General features: G+C 66.8%; 17 protein-coding genes. 13 read left to right on the forward strand and 4 right to left on the reverse strand.

Annotated features, from left to right (window positions below):
- The first annotated feature begins 106 nt into the window (after positions 1-106).
- Positions 107-1,075: a sugar phosphate isomerase/epimerase family protein gene (locus AXA68_RS10235; protein ID WP_066416187.1), complete on the forward strand. Its 969-nt coding sequence runs from the start codon at positions 107-109 to the stop codon at positions 1,073-1,075.
- A 4-nt stretch (positions 1,076-1,079) separates the two neighbouring features.
- Complete coding sequence (locus AXA68_RS10240) at positions 1,080-2,225, forward strand: Gfo/Idh/MocA family protein (protein WP_066416188.1); 1,146 nt, start codon at positions 1,080-1,082, stop codon at positions 2,223-2,225.
- Positions 2,226-2,270: 45 nt separating this feature from the next.
- On the opposite strand, the gene gfo6 is transcribed toward AXA68_RS10240, so the two are convergent.
- Together gfo6 and AXA68_RS10250 are read right to left on the reverse strand one after the other, a co-directional pair.
- Positions 2,271-3,365 (reverse strand): D-xylose 1-dehydrogenase Gfo6, encoded by a 1,095-nt coding sequence (gfo6, locus tag AXA68_RS10245; RefSeq protein ID WP_066416189.1) that lies wholly within the window; start codon positions 3,363-3,365, stop codon positions 2,271-2,273.
- Positions 3,362-4,231 (reverse strand): fumarylacetoacetate hydrolase family protein, encoded by an 870-nt coding sequence (locus tag AXA68_RS10250; protein WP_066416190.1) that lies wholly within the window; start codon positions 4,229-4,231, stop codon positions 3,362-3,364. The genes gfo6 and AXA68_RS10250 overlap by 4 nt, the downstream gene beginning before the upstream one ends.
- Positions 4,232-4,700: 469 nt before the next feature.
- On the opposite strand from AXA68_RS10250, the gene AXA68_RS10255 reads away from it, so the two are divergent.
- Both AXA68_RS10255 and rdfA read left to right on the forward strand, forming a co-directional pair.
- Complete coding sequence (locus AXA68_RS10255) at positions 4,701-6,641, forward strand: archaea-specific SMC-related protein (protein ID WP_066416191.1); 1,941 nt, start codon at positions 4,701-4,703, stop codon at positions 6,639-6,641.
- Between the two features lie 101 nt (positions 6,642-6,742).
- Entirely contained in the window at positions 6,743-7,354 is a 612-nt protein-coding gene (rdfA, locus tag AXA68_RS10260) for a rod-determining factor RdfA (protein ID WP_066416193.1), read from the forward strand.
- Positions 7,355-7,576: 222 nt separating this feature from the next.
- Here the strand turns inward: rdfA and AXA68_RS10265 are convergent, their stop codons facing one another.
- Complete coding sequence (locus tag AXA68_RS10265) at positions 7,577-8,470, reverse strand: alpha/beta fold hydrolase (protein ID WP_066416195.1); 894 nt, start codon at positions 8,468-8,470, stop codon at positions 7,577-7,579.
- A gap of 223 nt (positions 8,471-8,693) precedes the next feature.
- Complete coding sequence (locus tag AXA68_RS10270) at positions 8,694-9,350, reverse strand: helix-turn-helix domain-containing protein (RefSeq protein WP_066416197.1); 657 nt, start codon at positions 9,348-9,350, stop codon at positions 8,694-8,696.
- A 112-nt stretch (positions 9,351-9,462) separates the two neighbouring features.
- Here AXA68_RS10270 and AXA68_RS10275 point away from each other — a divergent pair, with 112 nt between their 5' ends.
- From AXA68_RS10275 to AXA68_RS10315, 9 genes are all read left to right on the forward strand, one after another.
- Positions 9,463-11,103 carry an NADH-quinone oxidoreductase subunit D gene (locus AXA68_RS10275; RefSeq protein WP_066416199.1) on the forward strand — a complete coding sequence of 547 codons (1,641 nt, stop codon included), beginning with the start codon at positions 9,463-9,465 and terminating at the stop codon, positions 11,101-11,103.
- Positions 11,100-11,393, forward strand: coding sequence for a DUF7562 family protein (locus AXA68_RS10280; protein WP_066416201.1), 294 nt, complete (start codon positions 11,100-11,102; stop codon positions 11,391-11,393). The genes AXA68_RS10275 and AXA68_RS10280 overlap by 4 nt, the downstream gene beginning before the upstream one ends.
- 42 nt (positions 11,394-11,435) lie before the next feature.
- Positions 11,436-12,125, forward strand: a complete 690-nt coding sequence (locus tag AXA68_RS10285; RefSeq protein WP_066416204.1) for a class I SAM-dependent methyltransferase — start codon at positions 11,436-11,438, stop codon at positions 12,123-12,125.
- Between the two features lie 121 nt (positions 12,126-12,246).
- The gene (locus tag AXA68_RS10290; protein WP_066416207.1) at positions 12,247-13,701 is read left to right on the forward strand and encodes an amidohydrolase family protein; all 1,455 of its coding nucleotides are present in this window, start codon (positions 12,247-12,249) and stop codon (positions 13,699-13,701) included.
- Between the two features lie 153 nt (positions 13,702-13,854).
- Positions 13,855-14,688, forward strand: a complete 834-nt coding sequence (locus tag AXA68_RS10295; protein WP_066416210.1) for an MBL fold metallo-hydrolase — start codon at positions 13,855-13,857, stop codon at positions 14,686-14,688.
- Positions 14,689-14,778: 90 nt separating this feature from the next.
- Positions 14,779-16,416, forward strand: a complete 1,638-nt coding sequence (locus tag AXA68_RS10300) for a hypothetical protein (protein ID WP_066416213.1) — start codon at positions 14,779-14,781, stop codon at positions 16,414-16,416.
- A gap of 48 nt (positions 16,417-16,464) precedes the next feature.
- Positions 16,465-17,370 (forward strand): hypothetical protein, encoded by a 906-nt coding sequence (locus tag AXA68_RS10305; protein WP_066416215.1) that lies wholly within the window; start codon positions 16,465-16,467, stop codon positions 17,368-17,370.
- A 717-nt stretch (positions 17,371-18,087) separates the two neighbouring features.
- On the forward strand, positions 18,088-18,468 hold the full coding sequence (locus AXA68_RS10310) for a DUF5805 domain-containing protein (protein WP_066416217.1): 381 nt from the start codon (positions 18,088-18,090) through the stop codon (positions 18,466-18,468).
- Positions 18,461-19,495 (forward strand): tyrosine-type recombinase/integrase, encoded by a 1,035-nt coding sequence (locus AXA68_RS10315; RefSeq protein WP_066416219.1) that lies wholly within the window; start codon positions 18,461-18,463, stop codon positions 19,493-19,495. The genes AXA68_RS10310 and AXA68_RS10315 overlap by 8 nt, the downstream gene beginning before the upstream one ends.
- Positions 19,496-19,603 lie beyond the last annotated feature (108 nt).

Consider the following 19,603-nt stretch of genomic DNA (forward strand, 5'->3'; position numbering starts at 1 on the left):
GCCGAAGTCGAGCTCGATAGACGAGCGGAGCGAAACCGAGCGCGGAGATCCCCGATCGCCGCGGTCCGCCCATAGTTTTATTTTCTGACGGAACGACCGAAGGCGCATGGACGTAGGAGTCCTGACAGTTGTACTCGGTGACGAACCGCTCGAGGAAGCGCTCGATTACCTCTCCGGACTCGGCGTCGGCACGGTCGAACTCGGCTGCGGCGGGTTCGTCGGCGACGACCACCTCGATCGGGAGGCGTACCTCGACGACGAGGCGGCACAGCGCGAGCTGCTGGAGCTGGTCGAGGAGCACGACCTCGAGATCAGCGCGCTCTCGACGCACAACAACCCGCTCCACCCCGACGACGAGCGCGCCGAGCGCGCGGCGACGGAGATCCGAGAGGCGGTCCGGCTCGCCGACCAGCTTGGCGTGGACGCCGTCAACACCTTCTCCGGGCTGCCGGCGGGGGGACCGAACGGCGAGGTCCCCAACTGGATCACGGCCCCGTGGCCGCCCGAACACGCCGACGCGCTGGAGTACCAGTGGGAGGAGGTCGCGATCCCGACGTGGACCGCGCTCGCGGAGCACGCGGACGACCACGGCGTCGACATCGGCATCGAGATGCACCCGAACATGCTGGTGTACGAGCCGACGGGCATGATGCGCCTCCGAGAGGCGACGAACGAGCGCGTGGGCGCGAACTTCGATCCCTCCCACCTCTACTGGCAGGGGATCGACGTCACCGAGGCGATCCGCTTCCTGGGCGAACGCGACGCGATCCACCACGTCCACGCGAAGGACACGAAGGTCTACGAGTCGAACGCTCGGATCAAGGGCGTCCTCGACACCGAGCCGTACACGGCCGAGCCGGACCGCTCGTGGCTGTTCCGCTCGATCGGCTACGGGCACGGCGAGGCCCACTGGAAGGACGTGGTCTCGACGCTCCGGATGGTCGGCTACGAGGGCGCGCTCTCGATCGAACACGAGGACTCGCTCACGTCGGGCCGCGAGGGGCTAGAGAAGGCCGTCGACGTGCTCCAGCGAGCCGTCTTCGAAACGCAGCCGGGCGACGCCTACTGGGCCTGATACCATGAGCCTGACAGTCGGATTCCTCGGCTACCGGTTCATGGGCAAGGCGCACGCGAACGCGCTGGCGCGGCTCCCGATGTTCTTCCCCGACGCGCCCGCCGTCGAGCGCGACGTCCTCGTCGGGCGCGACGAGGAGGCGCTCGCGGACGCGGTCGACCGGCTCGGATTCGATCGGTACGTGACCGATTGGCGGGACGCCGTCGACGACGTCGACGTGTTCTACAACCTCGGGCCGAACAGCCTCCACCCGGAGCCGTCGATCGCGGCGCTCGAGGCGGGTGCCCACGCGTTCTGTGAGAAGCCGCTCGCCCACGACCTCGAGGCGGCCGAGCGGATGGCGGACGCGGCGCGCGAGAGCGACGCGGTCACCGCCACCGCGTTCAACTACCGATTCATCCCTGCGATCCAGTACGCGAGAGACCTCGTCGAGAGCGGCGCGATCGGCGAGGTACGGCACGTCCGCGCGCGGTACCTCCAGGACTGGCTGGTCGATCCCCAGGCGCCCTGGAGCTGGCGGAACTCGGCGGAGGTGGCGGGATCGGGCGCGCTCGGCGATCTGGGCGCGCACTCGATCGACCTCGCGCAGTTCCTCCTCGGATCGCGGATCGACCGCGTCTCGGGGCACCTGCGGACGTTCGTCGACGAGCGACCCGTGCCCGGCGGGGGCGACGGCGACGCCCTCTCTGCGTCCGGGTCCGACAGCCGGGAGACGAGGGCCGTCACGGTCGACGACGCGTACACCGCGCAGGCCGCGTTCGCGGACGGGACCATGGGCCTCTTCGAGGCCTCGCGGTTCGCCACGGGACACAAGAACGGGAACACGATCGAGCTCAACGGGTCGGAGGGGTCGATCCGGTTCGACCTGGAGCGGCTCAACGAACTCGAGGTCCTCCGGGGAGACGGTCGGGGCTTCGAGACGATCCACGTCACCGACGAGTCGGACCCGTACGGGGACCGGTGGTGGCCGGCGGGTCACAACGTCGGCTGGGAGCACGCGCTCGTCCACGAGAACTACGAGTTCCTCTCGGCGGTCGCGAACGGCGGGAGCTACGAGCCGGACTTCGAGACGGGACTCGCGGTCCAGGAGGTCCTCGACGCGATCGAGCGGAGCGACGAGCGCGGCGAGTGGGTCGACGTACGGACCTGACCCGAGCGCGGGCGCCGGGGTCTCCCCCGACCCGGCCGGACCGGGTCAGGCGCTCTCGACTTCGACGTCGCTTCCGCGCTCGGCCGCGGCGTAGATCGCGTCCATCGCGCGCATGTCGACGAGCGCGTGATCGCCGTCGGGATGGGGATCGGTCCCCGTCAACAGGCAGTGTGCGAAGTAGTCGAACTCCTCGGTCATCTGGTCGACTCGGTCGAAGTCGTAGTCGACGGACTGGGAGCCGACCGACAGCCGGAACCCCCGATTCTGTCGGTTGTAGAACGCCGGGTCGAGGGTGACCTCGCCCTCCGTTCCCGTCACGCGGAGGAAGCTCGACTGGACGGCCGACTGGCTGGCGGTACACGCCGCGAGCGTCCCGTCGTCGAAGTCGACGCCGAAACTGACGTGTTCGTCGCCGACCGCGTCGAACGGCTCGGACTCGACGACCGCTCGAGCCCGGACGCGGACCGGGTCGGCGTCGAGGACGAACCGGGCGGTGTTCAGCGGGTACAGGCCGATGTCCATGACCGTCGCGCCGCCCGACAGCCCCGGATCGAGCCGCCACTGGTCCGGATCGGGAACGACCTCGTCGAGGAGTCGCTGGGACATGTGCCCGTGGACGACGACGGGCTCGCCGATCGCGCCGCTCTCGACGACCTCTCTGGCCCGTCGCACCGCCGGTTCGGTCTGCATCCGGTAGGCGACCATCAGGGGAACGTCGGCGTCCCCGCAGGCCTCGACGAGCCGCTCGGCGCGCTCGACGGACGCCTCCAGCGGCTTCTCACAGAGGACCGCCTTCCCGAGGTCGGCGGCCGTCTCGACGTACGGCAGATGGGCACCGTTCGGCGTGACGACGTACACGGCGTCGTAGGCGTCGGCCGCGACCCCGTCGTGGAACTCCTCGTAGGTGAGCCCGTGCGCGATCGAGTCCGCGAGGTCGGTCGCCGACCTGACCTTCTCCGCGGAGCCGCTGACGACCGCAGTCGTCTCACAGAAGTCGGACGCCGCGACCGCGGGGATGGCCTGCTCGCGCGTCCACCAGCCCAGCCCGACCATCGCGACCCTGATCGTTCCCGTCGTCTCCCCCGACTGCCAGTCGCGGCGGGTGAACCCGTCGAGCGAGGGGAGGGGGTCGTCGGTCATACCGAGACCACGCCGTTCGAGAGCGTTCCGATCTCCTCGATGGTGATGTCGACCCGATCACCTTCCTGTAGGTCGAAGGATCCCTCGGGGACGAGCGAGGTTCCGGTCAGAAGCACCGACAGCTCCGGCACGGCGTTATGGCGGGTGAAGTACGAGACGAGCTCCTCACAGGAGCGGACCATCCCGCTCGTGTTCGTGGCGTCCTCGTAGACGACGTCCCCGTCCCGCTCGATGGTCATCTCCATGTCGAGGTCGTGCGGGTCGTCGACGCGATCCCGCGAGACCACGCACGGACCGAGCGAACAGCTCCGGTCGTACACCTTCGCCTGGGGGAGGTACAGCGGGTTCGCGCCCTCGATGGACCGGCTGCTCACGTCGTTGCCGATCGTGAAGCCGACTATCTCGCCGCGATGGAGGACGATCCCCAGCTCCGGCTCGGGGACGTTCCACGTCGAGTCCTCCCTGACCCCGACGGGCTCTCGGTTGCCGACCGTCCGCGACGGCGTGGCCTTGAAGAACAGCTCCGGCCGCTCCGCGTCGTAGACGTCGAGGTAGATGTCCGGCATCGAGCTCTCGTCCTCCCTGGCCTGTTCGCTGATCTCGTAAGTCACGCCGGCCGCCCAGACCTCCGACGCGTCTACCGGAACCATCGCGTTCTCCTCCACTACCGAGGGATCGAGGGTCTCGGCCTCGTCGAGCAACCTCGTGGCGACGTGGTCGATCGATTCCCCGTCGGCACTCGCCGCCCTCGCCACGTCTCCGAACGAACGGAGGTCCGCGTCGGCACTCGTGAGATCGTACGTTTCGGACCGTCGAGTCACCGCGACACGTCTGTTTCCCGATAGGTTGAGCTGACTATATCGCATTCGTCCGCATGTCGTTGGGGCCTAGTATAAAAGTACGGCCGGGAGACGGATCACTCGTTTCCGGTCCCTGTGCCGCTCTGAAATCGGGGAGAAACCGGTAGCGCTGCGTCTCACGGACTACCTCGGTCGAGGAGACGTCACTCGATTTCGACCTCATCCGGACACGCCGATGCCGTCTCTCCCCTCGATCTCGATAGGCATTCGGACGACATTCGGACGACATTCGGACGACATTCGGACGATATTCGATCGAGACTTGAGCGAGATCAAGAAATATAAGAAAAATTAGTAGTAATACATACTAATTCTTATATATATTACGAATATATTCCGTGTTTTATGCCCATCTGTGTCCTATAAATAAGAAATCCAATACGTTACGATCGGCTGGAACCGGTATTGAGCGGTCCCCCGTCAACTGCCGACCGCCATGAGCACATTTAATGAGTGGGATCATCATTATCAGGGTGTGTCGGCAGAACAATTCAACGAACCACGGGCGCGAATCGACGTTCGAAACATCGGAGGGATCGACGACGCCGAGGTCACCGTTCCACCCGGTGTCTCGGTGCTGACCGGACGAAACGCGACGAACCGGACGTCCTTTCTGAAGGCGCTCATGGCGGCGCTCGGCAGCGAAAAGGCCTCGCTCAAGGGCGACGCCGAGGAGGGTTCGGTCACCCTCGAGATCGACGGACAAACCTATACCCGAACGCTGACGCGGCAGGGAGAGACGGTCGCGTTCGGCGGCGATCCCTATCTCGACGATCCCGAACTCGCCGACCTGTTCGCCTTCCTGCTCGAGAACAACGAGGCGCGCCGCACCGTCGCCCGCGGTGACGACCTCCGAGAGCTCATCATGCGGCCGATCGATACGGACCGCATCGATGCCGAGATCGAGTCGTGTAAACGCGAGCGCGAAGAGATCGACGAGGAGATCGAACGACTCGAACGGATCGAGCGCGAACTCCCCGAACTTCAGGAGGAACGGCGCGAGAAACGGGCGGAACTCGAGGAGGCGCGAGACGAGTTGGCGACCGTTCAATCCGAACTCGAGGAGCTTGAAACGGACGTCGAACAGAGCCGCTCGCGAAAGCGAGAACTCGAGGAGGCGTTTCAGCGCGTCCGGGACGCCCGCTCGGAACTGGACGACCTCGAGTTCGACCTCGAAACCGAGCGGACGACTCTCTCCGAACTCGAATCCGAGCGCGACGAGCTCGAGGAAACGCTCGCCGAGGCGGAGCCGTTCGAGACGGAGCCGGACCGGCTCGCGGGACGCGTTGAAGAGCTTCGGAACCGCAAGCGAGCGCTCGACGACACGATCAGCAACCTCACGAGCGTCGTCAGCTTCAACGAGGACATGCTCGAAGGGGAGACGCTCGGTCTCGAAGGGACCGACGCCGACGAGTCGACGGAGCTGACCGACGCGCTGACGGCGAACGACGAGACGACCTGTTGGACCTGTGGGTCGACCGTCGCGACCGAACAGATCGAAGGAACGCTCGACCGGCTCCGCGAGCTGCGCTCGGAGAAGCTCGAGGAGCGGAACGACATCGAGTCCGAGATCACCGAACTCACGGAGAAACGATCGGAACTCCGCAGCAAGCGTCGGGAGATCGAGCGAGCCGAGGACGGACTCGCCGAGGTCGAAGCGGAGATCGAGACCACGAACGAGCGTATCGCGGATCTCGAGGACCGCATCGAGGAGAAACGAACCGAGATCGCGGACCTCGAGGCCGAAGCCGAAGCGATCGAGGTCGGAGACCACGACGACGTGCTCGAACTCCACCGGGAGTCCAACGAACTCGAACTCCGCGTCGAACGGCTCGAGGACGACCTCGACGCGATAGACGAGGAGATCGCGAACCGTGAGGAGACGCTCGAGGACCGTGACGACCTCGAGGCCGAACGCGAAGAGCTCACCGAGCGGCTCACGGACCTCCGGACCCGCGTCGAGCGCATCGAGAAGGACGCCGTGACGGCGTTCAACGACCACATGGAGACGGTGCTCGACATCTTGGAGTACGACAATCTCGATCGGATCTGGATCGAACGCCGCCGGGAGGAGGCACGTGAGGGGCGCCGAAAGGTGACGAGGACGCGGTTCGAGTTACACATCGTCCGCTCCGCCGCGGACGGGTCCGCGTACGAGGACACGATCGACCACCTCTCGGAGAGCGAACGCGAGGTGACCGGGCTCGTCTTCGCGCTCGCCGGTTACCTCGTTCACGACGTCCACGAGGTCGTTCCGTTCGTCGTCCTCGATTCGCTGGAAGCGATCGATTCGGACCGGATCGGACGCCTCGTCGACTACTTCCGCACACACGCGGAGTATCTCGTCGCTGCGTTACTGCCCGAAGACGCCGAGGCCCTCTCGAGCGAGTACACGTACGTGACGAGCATCGACTAGGCTCAGCGGGACGATGGACCGTTGGACGGGTCGTCGTTTCGGATCTCCCGAGGAGGGCATGACACCAGTAAGTTTGTAACGGTCGCTCCGCTAGCGGACGTATGAGCGACGGTACGCGGAGTCGCGGAACGAAGGTTGCACGGCTCATCGACGAGTACGACCTGTCCGGAACGGGGGCACGACTCGAGGCGGCGTGGACGGGCACGTCCGGCGAGCGGACGAGCCTCCGAGACCTCGCCGACGAGTTCAACGAACGACTGCTCGAAGTGAGCCTTCGCGAGGCGAACGTCTCTCCTCGTGATTTCGAGGTCACCGGAACGTACGAGGCACTACGGGAGGGATCGAGTTCCGAGAGAACTCGCGCCCGGCGACGTCTCGAACGCGAAGGGATAGACGTGGAGGCGCTCTCGAGCGATTTCGTGACACACCAGGCGATACACACGTACCTGAGAAAGGACCGCGAGGCACGTCTCCCGGACGAGGACGAGGACGTAGTCGAACGAAAGATCGAGACGCTCGAGAAACTCCAAGGGCGGGTCGCCGTCGTCACGGAGACGACGATCGAGTCGCTCGCTTCGGCCGAGGAGCTCGACCACCCGGAGTACGACATCCTGGTGGACGTCCAGGCCATCTGCTCGAAGTGCGGATCGAACCACTCCGTCGGTGAGCTATTCCGTCAGGGTGGCTGTCAATGTGAAGTCTTGTCTGATTAAATATACGTATGCGACCCCACACAAATGCGTAAAACCAAACAGACAGATAATAGATAATTAAACCGTCATATGCTCGCTAATCGACGGCCTAGTCGAACGGTCTCAAGAACCATGGCAGTCTCGATACAGACGCTCCGTGAGAGATCGTCGTAGAGACCGATACCGCCGGGGAGACTGAGCGTGATGGAGACCGACCTGATTCGCTGCCGATCCGGGGCGCGGCTACGAGAGATGACGGACGAGCGCGTCCGTCACCGCTTCGCGCTCGTGGTGGACCCAGTGTGAGGCGTCGGGGAACGTTCGGAGACGGGCGTCATCGCAGTACCCGACGCTGTCCTCGGCCATCGAGGGGAGGAGCGCGACGTCGTCTTCTCCCCAACAGATCAGCGTCGACGGGGAGACGACGTCCGCCGACGGGGGTTCGGACCGGCGGAACCCCCGGTACCAGTTGACCCTGGGCTCGACGCCCGTGTGCCGCCAGGCGGCCCGGTAGCGTTCGATCGTCTCCTCGTCGAACGTTCCGGGTTTCGACGTCACCTCGAGCGATTCGACCATGTTGGCCATGTCGTTCCGCCCCAACGCCCACTCGGGGAGCGCCGGCAGCTGATAGAACCACACGTACCAGCTCCGGAGGACCTGTCGGAGGCTGGACCGCAAGGTCTCTCGATACACCGTCGGGTGGGGGACGTTGAGTATCCCGAGCCGATCGACGACGGCGGGCCGACGGAGCGCCACGTTCCAGGCGACGAACCCGCCGAAGTCGTGCCCGACGACGTGAGCCGACTCTCGGCCCTCGCTACGGATCAGTTCACGGACGTCGGCCGTGAGCTCGGAGAGCCGATAGGCGTCGATCCCGTCGGGTGCCTCGCTCAGATTACACCCCCGCTGGTCCGGGACGAGCACGCGAAACCCCGCCTCGACGAGCGGGCCGATCTGATCGCGCCACCCGTACCAGAAGTCCGGATGACCGTGTAACAGGACGACCAGCGGGGCGTCGGGGTCGCCGGCGGTCACGACGTGTAGCCTGACGCCGTTCACGTCCCGGTAGTCGGATTCGACGTCCGGGTCGGTCAGCAGCGATGTGTCGGTGTCGATGCGCGTCTCGGTGGGTGACATCGGTGGGTGCCTCCGGTGACGACCGCGTTCGACGTTCGTGTCACGAACGTGAACCGGCCTCTCGGACGAGTGATCGTAGACGACGAAGCCGCATACGACGACTGCCACATCCGTGGGGTGACTTTTACGTCCGCGAACCGGCCGTACGACGGCGGCCCACGTCTCGGACGGCGGCACCCCACGTCACGGACGGCGGCGCCCCACGTCGCGGACGGCGGCCGACTCACCGAACGATCTCGCCGAACACGCGCTCTTCGACCTTGCGGAGGTGCTCTCCGACCGTCCCCGGAGCGATCCCGACGACCTCGCTGACGTCCTCCAGCGACGCCCGCCGGGGTTCGCTGTAGTAGCCGAGATCGACCGCCGTCTCGAGCACCTCCTCCTGGCGGGACGTGATCAGTCTGGTGAACGACGAGCCGTCGGCCTCGTACGCTCCGGTCTCGAGGATCTCGACCGAGACGTACTCCGCCTCCTCGACGCGCGCGTACAGGTTCTTGAACGTCTCGTCGGTCCCCAGATACGTCACCTTCAGCCGGTCCTCGGAGGTGAACCGGATCGGCGTGTCGACCACGAGAAACGAGTCCCGTTGGAGCTCGAGCGCCCGGCGAACCGGCTCGGTCGGCTCGAACTGGCTCACCGCCATCCAGCGGTCCGCGCCGGCGGTGAGGTAACTGATGACGTGGGGCGACTCCTCCATGATCCGCCTGTACCGCTCCTGACTGCCGCTCGCCTCCGCGAACAACAGCACGGTATCGTCGGAGAGAAGCTCGACGTAGTGAATGGCCCGCCGTTCGATTTCGGGATCGTCCGTCAGCTTCCCCCCGAGCGGATGGAACGCGCCGCCCCCGCTCGGCTCGATCGACATCGTGAGATACCGCATACGACGACGTAGCGCGTGTCGGACTAAACTCTCATGGACGGCCCTCTTATATTCCACCAGTGGTGAGGCAGCGTGCCTACCGCCCTCCGGCGATAATCGACTCCCGTGAACGATGCAACGCCACGAACGCCCGCCCGCCGGCCGACCCGTGGAAGCGGCGGTCGCGACGCTTCCGGACGACGCGGTCGTCGACCGCGGATCGCACGAGAACGCGCCCGCGGTCGCCATCCGGGCCGATCGCGTCCGTGAGGTCCTCTCGACGCTTCGCTCGGAGGCGGGACTCGATCACTGCTCGTGCGTGACCGCACAGGAGCGCGAGGACCGCTTCGAGACCATATATCACCTCACCGACTACGACGACCGGACCCGGGAGCTGTCCGTCGTCGTCCCGACGGCGATCGACGACCCCGTCAGCGAGTCGGCCGCGGCGGTCCATCGAACGGCCGAGTGGCACGAACGGGAGGCCTACGACCTCGTCGGGATCGAGTACGACGACCACCCGGACCTCCGCCGGATCCTGCTTCCGGAGACGTGGAAGGGCCACCCGCTCCGGGAGGAGTACGACCGGGACCGGCCGCAGATCGTGGCGCTTCGCGAGCACGCCAACCCGATCGGCGACGACCGTCGGGAGGGCGACACCATGTTCCTCAACGTCGGCCCCCACCATCCCTCGACGCACGGCGTCCTCCATCTCGAGGTCGTCCTCGACGGCGAGGAGGTGGTCGACGTGGAGCCGGACGTCGGCTACATCCACCGCTGTGAGGAGCAGATGTGTCAGGAGAGCACCTATCGCCACCAGATCATGCCGTATCCCGACCGGTGGGACTGGGGCGGCGCCGGCCTGCTCAACGAGTGGGCGTACGCCCGCGTCATCGAGGACCTCGCGGACGTCGAGGTCCCCGAGTACGCGCAGGTGATCCGGACGATGAGCGCCGAGCTGTCGCGCGTTCTCTCGCACCTGCTGTTCGTCGCGATGTACGCGCTGGACGTGAGCGGCGAGTTCACGGCCACCTTCATGTACGGCTTTCGAGATCGGGAGGCCGTCCAGGACGTCCTGGAGGCGTTGACCGGCCAGCGGATGATGTTCAACTACTTCCGGGTCGGCGGCGTGGCGTGGGACCTCCCCGAGCCCCGCGAGGAGTTCCTCCGGAGCGTGCGGTCCCTCACCGACGAGTTGCCGCGGAAGCTCGACGAGTACCACGACCTGCTGACGAGCAACGAGACCTTCCAGCTCCGGTGTGTCGATACCGGCGACCTGCCGCCCGACGTCGCGAAGGCGTACGGCGTCACCGGGCCGGTCGCCCGCGGGTCCGGCATCGATTACGACCTGCGACGGGACGACCCCTACGGCTACTACGACGAACTGGACTGGAACGTCGTCACCGAAGACGGCCGCGACAACTTCTCTCGGGTACTCGTCCGACTGCGGGAGATCGAGGAGTCGGCGGCCATCGTCGAGCAGTGCGTCGACCTCCTCGCGGACTGGCCGGACTCGGAGCGCGTCTGCCAGGCCAACGTTCCGCGGACGCTGAAGCCGTCCGGCGAGTGCTACAGGGCCGTCGAGGGCGCCAAGGGCGAACTCGGGATCTACGTCCGCGCCGACGGCACCGAGACCCCCGCACGGTTCAAGATCCGCGGGCCGTCGTTCTCGAACCTCTCCGCGCTCCCGGCGATGGCGGAGGGCGAGTTCGTCGCCGACCTCGTCGCGACCCTCGGGAGCCTCGACACCATCATGGGCGAGGTGGACCGATGACGGGGACCTCGATCCCGTGGAGGACCGACTCCGACCAGCGGGTGACCTGTATCGCCTGTGGCGAGACGGTCGACCGGGGGGACGCCCGCGAGTACGACAAACACGGCGACCGCTGGAGTCGCGAGGGCAAGACGTTCGAGTACCTCTGTAAACCGTGCGACCGCGACCGCTGTCACCAGAACCGCGACGGGCTCGAGGAGACGCTCGTGGCGGCCGGCGCCGGCCGCACGGACCGCGAGACGTTCCTCGAGCGGTACTGCGAGCTGACGATCGATGACGACCACGACTGACCGAAGTACCCACGATCGACGGACACTGACCACGACTGACCGATGACACGGACGAGCACCCGCCACGACCACGACGAGACGGAGGCCGACCCGGCGTCGAACCGACCGATGTCGGTTTCGGCCATCAGGGAGTCGTACGACGAGTACGCCGACCGTATGTCCCGGTTCGAACCGGTCGACCGCGTCCTCCTCGGGCGCTATCGACGGGCCCGGTTCGGAGACGTCGACGGGCGAGTGTTGGACGTCGCCTGTGGCACCGGGACCAACTTTCGGTACCTGCCGGACGCGGTCGACCTCGTCGGGATAGACGTCACTCCCGAGATGTTGGCGAACGCCGAGGAGACGCTCGCCGACCTCGACAGGGACGGGACGCTCCGTCGAATGGACGCCGGGGACCTCGAGTTCCCGGCCGACAGCTTCGACGCGGTGATCTCGGCGCTGTCGACGTGTACGTTTCCCGATCCCGTCGCCGCGCTTCGGGAGATGGACCGGGTCTGTAGGCCGGACGGGACGATCCGTCTCGTCGAACACGGCCTGAGTGACGTGGGACCGATCGCCCGGTTCCAGGAGTGGCGGGCCGACGCGCACTACGCGAAGAGCGGCTGTCGCTGGACCCAGGAACCGCGAGAGCTCGTCGAGAGCGCGGGCCTGCCGGTCGAGGACGTGTCGACCGGACCGTTCGGGATGATCACCACCCTCGAGGTGACCCCGACTCGGAACGCCGAACCGTGACGGGGCCGCCCGCCGGCGCGTCGGAACCGCTCGTCGCCGGTACCCCCGGCCGATCGCGGGGGTTCCGATCCGGGCTCCCGGTTCCGGATCGCTTTCGTGGATAGTGATAGTACGTTGACTCATGACGGACCTCCTGATTCACGACGCGATCGTCGTGACGATGGATCGGGAGAACCGGGTCCTGGAGAACGGCTCGGTTCGGGTGAGCGACGGAACGGTTTCGTCGGTCGAACCGACCGACGCCGCGGACCGGGACGCGACGGCGTCCCGCGTGATCGACGCCGACGGGAAGGTCGTGATGCCCGGCCTCGTTGACGCCCACCGCCACACCGACTTCACGCTCGTCCAGGGGCTGTTCAGCGAACTCGCCGGCGACGAGCTGCTCAAGGAGGCGCTCTCGTTGTACCACACCGCCGAGTCGGTCCTCAGGGAGTCGTTCTTCGAGGCGGGGTGGCGGCTCGCCTGTCTGCGTCAGCTGACACACGGCGTGACCACCGTCAACGCGATGGACTTCACGCCGGCTATCGGGGCGAAGGCGATCGGCGATGCCGGGCTACGCGGCGTGATCGGACCGGAACTCGCGGACCTCCTCGACCCGGCGCCGGCGGACGAACAGATCGCCGATGCCCGGCGGTTCATCGAGACGTATCACGGCAGTCACGGAGGGCGCGTCACCGCGAGCATCGCGCCGGGCGGGGAGGCCGGCTGTTCGTGCGAGCTTTGGGAGGGCGTGGCCGACCTCCGGGCGGCGTATCCCGACCTGCGGCTCCATACACACCTGTACGACTCCGCCGCGGCCGACACGATGGCGGCCGGAAGCGGCGCTTCCGACCCGCTTGACCTGCTCGATCGGTACGGCCTCCTCGACGAACGGACGCTGCTGACCCACCTGCTACACGCGGACCGGGACGACGCCAGACGGATCGCCGAGAGCGGCGCGCACGTGCTTCACTGTCCGACCGTGTACAGCTACTTCCGGTCCGGCAGGCGAAGCTGGTTCCCTCTCCCGTCGCTCTCGGAGTTCGGCGCGAACGTCGTCATCGGCCTGGACGACCCCTTCTGGTTCGACTCGTGGGATCTGATCCAGGAGGCCAAACACGCCCGGCTCCTGTCGAACTACGAGTACGGATCCCAGCAGTGGTCCTCCTACGACCTGCTCGAAGCGCTCACCGTCGACGCCGCACGCGCGCTCGGGCTCGACGACCGGATCGGGAGCCTCGAACCCGGCAAACGCGCCGACCTGATCGTCGTCGACGTCGACACGCCGCGACACCGACCGTTCAGCAACCTCCCCTCGGTGCTCGTGAACACGGTCACCGCCGGGGACGTCGAGACGGTGGTCGTCGACGGCCGGGTCCTCATGGCCGACCGGTCGGTCGAATCGATGGACGTCGAAAGCGTCCGAGCGGCCGCGACGCGGGAACGGGAACGCCTCGAGAGCCGTACCGGCTGGGAGACCTCCCTGGCCGGCAGCACGCCACCGGACGAATCGATACTCCGACGGGTGTCGACGCGCGCCCTGCTGCGAGCGGCGAGGCAGTACGGGCGTGGAGCCGTCGCGAGCTGGATGCGGTAGCCGGCCCTCACGGGAGGGACCGCTCGGCGACGAGATGGGGAGATTTTGTATCGCGATATATGGTTTACTAGATCGGGATCGAACACGGGTTCGTCCCCCGACGGTCGCCGCCGACTCCGGAACGATTAGGGGGCCGCCGAAAGAGACCCACACATGACGCGTTCCGACTGGGGCGACTGGCTGCCGCACGCCGTCGCGGAGGCCGACCCCGAGACGGTGTCGCTGTGGTACCTCGGCTGTAACGGCTTCGCGATCAAGGGTCGCGACGGGACGGCCCTCTGGATCGACCCGTACGTGGGCACGGGAGACCCGCCGCGGACGGTCCGGATGATCCCGGTGCCGTTCGATCCCGAGGACGTCGACGTCGCCGACGCGGTGCTCGCCACCCACGAACACACGGACCACGTCCACGGCCCCTCACAGGCCCCGATCCTCGCGAACACGGGGTGTGAGTTCCTCGCGCCGGACGACTCGCTGTCGGTCGCCCGCGAGGAGGAGGCCTGGACCGACGAGTGGGACGTCGACGACGACCAGTTCACCGAGGTCCGCGAGGGCGACGAGCTCCGGATCGGCGAGTTCACCGTCCACGTCGTCGAGACGCACGACGCGGACGCGACACACCCGGTCGGCTACGTCATCGATCACCCGACCGGGACGGTGTTCCACGCCGGCGATAGCAAGCCCTCGCCGACGTTCCCGTCCCTGGCCGACGAGTACGACATCGATCTCGGGATTCTCGCGTTCGGGTCGGTCGGCACGATCCCCGACAAGGAGACCGGCGAGCCGGTCCGGACCAAGTGGTACAGCGACGAGAACGAGGCGATAGAGGCCGCACACGACCTCGAACTCGATCGGCTCGTCCCGACTCACTGGGACATGTGGAAGGGACTCACTGCGGACCCGACGGCGCTTCACGACCACGCTCGAAGCTTCGAGTACCCGAAGCGGCTGGAGATAGTCGAGATCGGCGACCGGATCGAGCTGTAGGCGGGACCTCGTCGCCGCCGCGTCGCGATCAGTTATCACGCCTGAGAGGTCGCCCGTGGAATTTAAGCCCTGGCTTGCGGAGGGTAGCGTATGAACGAACGGACGGCCGAAGCGACGACGACCGTCGAGGAGGACGGCGTTCGCGTCGAGAAGTCCTTCACCGACGACGCGTTTCCGGTACCCGCAGTGACATTCGATCTCTCCTCCCGCCGCGAGGACGCGGTCCGGGTGCGGATCGTCGACCGGATTCCCGAGGAGTTCCCGATGGATCGGGTGGGATTCCACCCCGACTACGAGAGCGAGAACTGGACGGCCTACAAGGACCACCGGGTGGAGTTCGAACGCGTCCTCGAGCCCGGCGAGTCCGTCGAGACGGTGTTCGGGATCCGCGACGACGACCCCGACCTGGAGGGGTTCCTCGGGACTCCCGTCATCGAACACGTCCCCGTCGGCGAGGAGATCGGCGACGTCCTCGGAACCGGCGAGACCGACGCGGTTCGGGAGGTGCTCTCCGGGGACCGAGCGACGCTGCCGGGAATGGAGGACTCGCCCGCCGAGGACTCCGCGACGGGCGCGGAGGAGGACGAATCCCCCGAAGAGGGGGCGGCGGACGACGCGGAGACCGGTCCGGAGCCGCGAACCGTCGACGCCGAGACGACGGCGGCGGTCACCCGGCGCGAGGACGCGTCGACGGCGGAACCGACCGAAGATCGGGACGCGGACGAAGAAGACGCTGCCGACGAGGGCGAGTCGGAGAGCGAGGCCGAACCCGACGATTCGGACGCGGAACCCGAAGGTCCGGGTGCGGAACCCGACGTCGACGCGGTCTCGGCGTCCGCCGAGGGCGGGATCGCGGCCGCGCTCGCGGCGGAGATCCGGGCCGGAGCGGTCGACGAGGACGACATGGAGGTCCTGCGGTCGGAGCTCGACGTTGGCGTCCCGCGAAGCGTCGACGTCCGGATCAACAGGCTCCAATCGAGCGTCGCCGATATCGAGGCGTACGCCGACGCGCTCGCCGAGTTCATCGACGAGGAGGGGACCGCGAGGGAGATCCTCGACGGCCTCGACGCCCGGGTGGACGAGCTCGAGTCCACGGTGGACGACGTCGACGCCCGGCTCGCGGCCGGCGAGCGGGCACACGGGGAGCTGGCGGACGACGTCCGGGCGGTCGAGACGACGGTCGACGAGGTGGAAACGTCCGTCGAGACCGTCGAATCGACGACCGACGAACTCTCCGAGACCGTCGAGACCGTCGAAAGCGACGTGGCGGCCGTCCGCGAGGACGTCGACGAGGTCGAGACGACCGTCGGGGATCTCGACGACGCCGTTTCGGCCGTTCAGGCGACGACACACGGGCTCGAGGAGACCGTGGAAGGCGTCGCGGGCGACGTGACCGCGCTCGAGGCCGACCTCGCCGGCCTCGACGACGCGCTCGACGACGTCGACGACGACGTGGAGACGCTCTACGAGGAGGTCGACGACGCCGCGGCCGGGATCGAGCGGACGGACGGGCGGGTCGACGACGTGGAAGAGCGGATCGGTCGCTTCGACGAGGAGTTCGACGACCTGTGGGACGACCTCGCGGAGGTCGACTCCCGGCTGACCGACATCGAGGGACGGCTCGGTGACGACTTCGAGGACGTCGAGGCCGAGTTGGAGGCGATACAGGACCACCTCGAGGAGCTCGAGGCCTTCCGGAAGCGACTCAACGAGGCGTTCGGCCCGTAGCCGGTCGAAAGCGCAACCCGTTTTAGCCGCCGCGTCCCATCACGGACAATGACGCACCCGCTCTCGGTGGCCGTTCCCCGCAAGGGCCGTCCGCTGGAGGCCGTCCTCGAGCGGATCGCCGACGCCGGGCGCACCGACGAACTCGCCGCGCTCGCCGACCGCGTGAGCAACACGCTCCGCTACGAGAAGGCGGTGACGAAGGGGTCGGTGGAGGCCGACGACGGCCCCTACCGCCGGCTCGCGGAGTACTCCGACCCCGAGGAACCGACCAACCCGGAGTTCACGCTGCTGCGTGACGACCGCGAGGGGAAGCCGCGCCGGATCGTCTTCGACGCCGCGACCGTGACCGTCGACGGCGTCGAACTCAAACTCGTCGGGCGCGAGGAGCCGTTCCGGGCGCTTCGGACCCACGAGTTCGCGCTCGGGTTCGATTCGGCGGACCTCGTGTTGGAGGAGGTGGTCGGGATCCGGCCGACCGGGCTCGCCGGGCTCCAGGACGTCAACGACCGGATCGACCCGGTCGACACGGACGTCCGCGTCGTGAGCGGACTCGGGGACACCGTCTACCACACGCTGATGGGCCGCCCCGAGTCGCTCGCGCCCGGCGAGGAACTGGACCGGGCGTTCCTCGCGAGCTACGAGGGCCCGTTGTGTATCTCACCGCGGTACGAGCGGCTCGTCACCGCCGTGTTGGGGACCGACACGCTCGAGAACGTCGAGTTCGTCTATCCGGGTCCCGAGCGATCCGAGGAGGCGGCCATCGCGGACGCGGGGTTGGGCGTGTATCTCACCGTCACCGGATCGACGGCGCGGGATCACGGTCTCGTGCTCGGCGAACACCTGTTCCCGAGCGAGACCGTCGTGATGCGCAACACCGCCGAGGATCACCCCGATCTGAAGCACGCGCTCGCGCTGTTCGACGGACTGAACGCCGAATCCGAACTCGCGGTCTGACCGAACCCTCGAGCGGGCGATCCCGAACCGGCCCTCCACGACCCGAGACGACGTCTTCGTATCGCGGAATATGATTTATCCGTTCGGGCTCGGACGCCGACGAACCGTGGTCACACACCGCCACGTTCGGTCTACAGTTCCGAACGTCGAAAACGGGAGGTTCCGCCCATCCGACGGACGCCGTGGCGCGCCGCGTTCGGACCGTCGCCGCCGGACGAGACCCGGACCAACCCGGATCGAACGGTATCCCGCAGCGCGAACCGTCGTTTCGATCGACGGGATGTTTTCCGCGCATCGACCGCGCAGCGGTACCAGGACGCCGCGCTACGCGCGCTTACGACGCCGTCGTTATTTCGGGGCCTCATCGTTTCCTTCGAACGCGGGGAGCGTGGCACGTCCGTCCTCGGTGTCTGGGGTAGGGAGACGATCGAACCGGTTCGAGGCGGCCGCCGCCGATCGACGTCTCGGAGTCCGGGCGGATCGAAGCGGCGCGGAGTTCGTGTATCCCGCCGATCGGCCAACGACCAAAGCGAGATATCTCAATGTCTGTGCCCATCGGCGATCGTAAACTTATCCGGATTCGTAGGGCGATATAATGCTTATCTAGAATTGTAGGACCCTAATTGCGGCCAAATGCGGTTCCGGAATCCAGTATAAGGTCACTTATCCGTAACTCTGGGATAGATTCAAGGAGGCGCGGTGAGACGGACGGCACGAATGAGCGACGACCGCCGATCGGTGAAGACGTACGTGCCGGCCGATCAGAAGACGCGCTGGCAACGACACGCCGAGGAGCTCGGAATGTCACAGAGCGAGTTCGTCAGAACGATGGTACAGGCCGGCAGACGGGGGTTCACGCTTCCGGAGGAGAGTAGCCCCGAGGAGAGTCGATCTGAAGGGTCCGACCCCGGGGGTCACGACCTCGAGAGGCGGATCGAATCGGCTATCGCCGACGGTCACTCCTCGTGGGACGACCTCGTGGACGCGGTGTTCGCCGACTTCGAGGATCGACTCGAAGAGGAGTTGGACTCGTTACAGGAACGCGACCGCGTCCGATACAGCGGGCGCGACGGAGGGTACACGCTCGTCGATGAGTAGCACGGAGACGGCCGAGGACGTCGAGGATCCGGTGGGATACTTCATCGAGGACCTGCGGTACCACGGGAAGACGGGGAGAACGAGAGAGTCCTACGAGCGCGTTCTGAGGCGATTCGAGACGTTTCTCGACGACGGGACCGTTCCCTCGACGGCGACGCATCGCGACTGTATGGCGTTCGTCCACTCGCTTCGAGGCGACGTCACGGAGAGCACGGTCGCGACGTACGCGGCGTACCTCCACCGCTTTTACGGGTACATGACCGAGGTCGGCGTCTTCGACGGGAACCCGATGACGCTCGTGATGGAGGAGATGGACGAGACGATAGACAAGGACCCCGCTCGCCGGGACGTCTCGATCCCGCGGATGCGGTCGTTCGTGGCCGGGATCACCCATCCGCTCCACCGCGCGCTCGTCTGTACGCTGTTGAAGACGGGCATGCGGGTGGGAGAGCTGTGTAACCTCGACCTCCGGGACCTGGCGATATCGGATCCCGAACTCGAGGCGGCGTACTCGATGGGCACGCGTCCGGCGCTCGCGGATCGGCCGAACTCGCTGTACGTGACCCCCCACGCGACGGTCGGCGAGGAGCTGAACGGGGAGGTCCGGACCGCCTCCAACAAGCGCAAACGCGAGACGGTGATACCCGTCGACGACGAGCTCCGAGCGGTTCTGAAACGCTGGCTCGCGATACGACCCGACGCCCCCTCCCCGGCCGAACCCCTCTTCGTCGGCACGTCGGAGGGCTGGGGCGAGCGGCTCGATCCGCAGGCCGTACGACACGTCGTCGAGCGGTACGCGCGCGAGGCGGGCTGGTACCGGACCGGCGGCGGGGCCGGCGAGAACGTCACGCCGCACTACTTCAGACACTTCTTCACGACGCATCTCCGGGATCGAACCGGCGATCGGGGCGTCGTGAAGTACCTCCGTGGCGACGTCGCCGACGACGTGATAGACACCTACACGCACAACTGGGGCGATCGGGTTCGAGAGATCTACGAGACGAACGTGTACCGGCTGTTCGGCTGAGAGAGCCGGATCTCGCGCGGCGATCCCCATTTGGGTCGTACTCGAGACGACGAAATTCTGTCGCGCCGCGATCGCATAAACTCTATGTCGCAATATAGAGTTTCGCCC

The organism is Halorubrum aethiopicum (assembly GCF_001542905.1).
Classification (GTDB): Archaea; Halobacteriota; Halobacteria; order Halobacteriales; family Haloferacaceae; genus Halorubrum; species Halorubrum aethiopicum.

Excerpts from the sequence above, each read along its gene's own strand:
- AXA68_RS10285 (WP_066416204.1), top strand. The coding sequence starts at position 11,436 with ATGACACGGACGAGCACCCGCCACGACCACGACGAGACGGAGGCCGAC.
- AXA68_RS10250 (WP_066416190.1), bottom strand. The coding sequence starts at position 4,231 with ATGCGATATAGTCAGCTCAACCTATCGGGAAACAGACGTGTCGCGGTG.
- AXA68_RS10300 (WP_066416213.1), top strand. The coding sequence starts at position 14,779 with ATGAACGAACGGACGGCCGAAGCGACGACGACCGTCGAGGAGGACGGC.
- AXA68_RS10240 (WP_066416188.1), top strand. The coding sequence starts at position 1,080 with ATGAGCCTGACAGTCGGATTCCTCGGCTACCGGTTCATGGGCAAGGCG.
- AXA68_RS10235 (WP_066416187.1), top strand. The coding sequence starts at position 107 with ATGGACGTAGGAGTCCTGACAGTTGTACTCGGTGACGAACCGCTCGAG.
- AXA68_RS10305 (WP_066416215.1), top strand. The coding sequence starts at position 16,465 with ATGACGCACCCGCTCTCGGTGGCCGTTCCCCGCAAGGGCCGTCCGCTG.
- AXA68_RS10280 (WP_066416201.1), top strand. The coding sequence starts at position 11,100 with ATGACGGGGACCTCGATCCCGTGGAGGACCGACTCCGACCAGCGGGTG.
- AXA68_RS10295 (WP_066416210.1), top strand. The coding sequence starts at position 13,855 with ATGACGCGTTCCGACTGGGGCGACTGGCTGCCGCACGCCGTCGCGGAG.
- AXA68_RS10315 (WP_066416219.1), top strand. The coding sequence starts at position 18,461 with ATGAGTAGCACGGAGACGGCCGAGGACGTCGAGGATCCGGTGGGATAC.
- AXA68_RS10270 (WP_066416197.1), bottom strand. The coding sequence starts at position 9,350 with ATGCGGTATCTCACGATGTCGATCGAGCCGAGCGGGGGCGGCGCGTTC.
- AXA68_RS10290 (WP_066416207.1), top strand. The coding sequence starts at position 12,247 with ATGACGGACCTCCTGATTCACGACGCGATCGTCGTGACGATGGATCGG.
- AXA68_RS10310 (WP_066416217.1), top strand. The coding sequence starts at position 18,088 with ATGAGCGACGACCGCCGATCGGTGAAGACGTACGTGCCGGCCGATCAG.
- gfo6 (WP_066416189.1), bottom strand. The coding sequence starts at position 3,365 with ATGACCGACGACCCCCTCCCCTCGCTCGACGGGTTCACCCGCCGCGAC.
- AXA68_RS10275 (WP_066416199.1), top strand. The coding sequence starts at position 9,463 with ATGCAACGCCACGAACGCCCGCCCGCCGGCCGACCCGTGGAAGCGGCG.
- rdfA (WP_066416193.1), top strand. The coding sequence starts at position 6,743 with ATGAGCGACGGTACGCGGAGTCGCGGAACGAAGGTTGCACGGCTCATC.
- AXA68_RS10265 (WP_066416195.1), bottom strand. The coding sequence starts at position 8,470 with ATGTCACCCACCGAGACGCGCATCGACACCGACACATCGCTGCTGACC.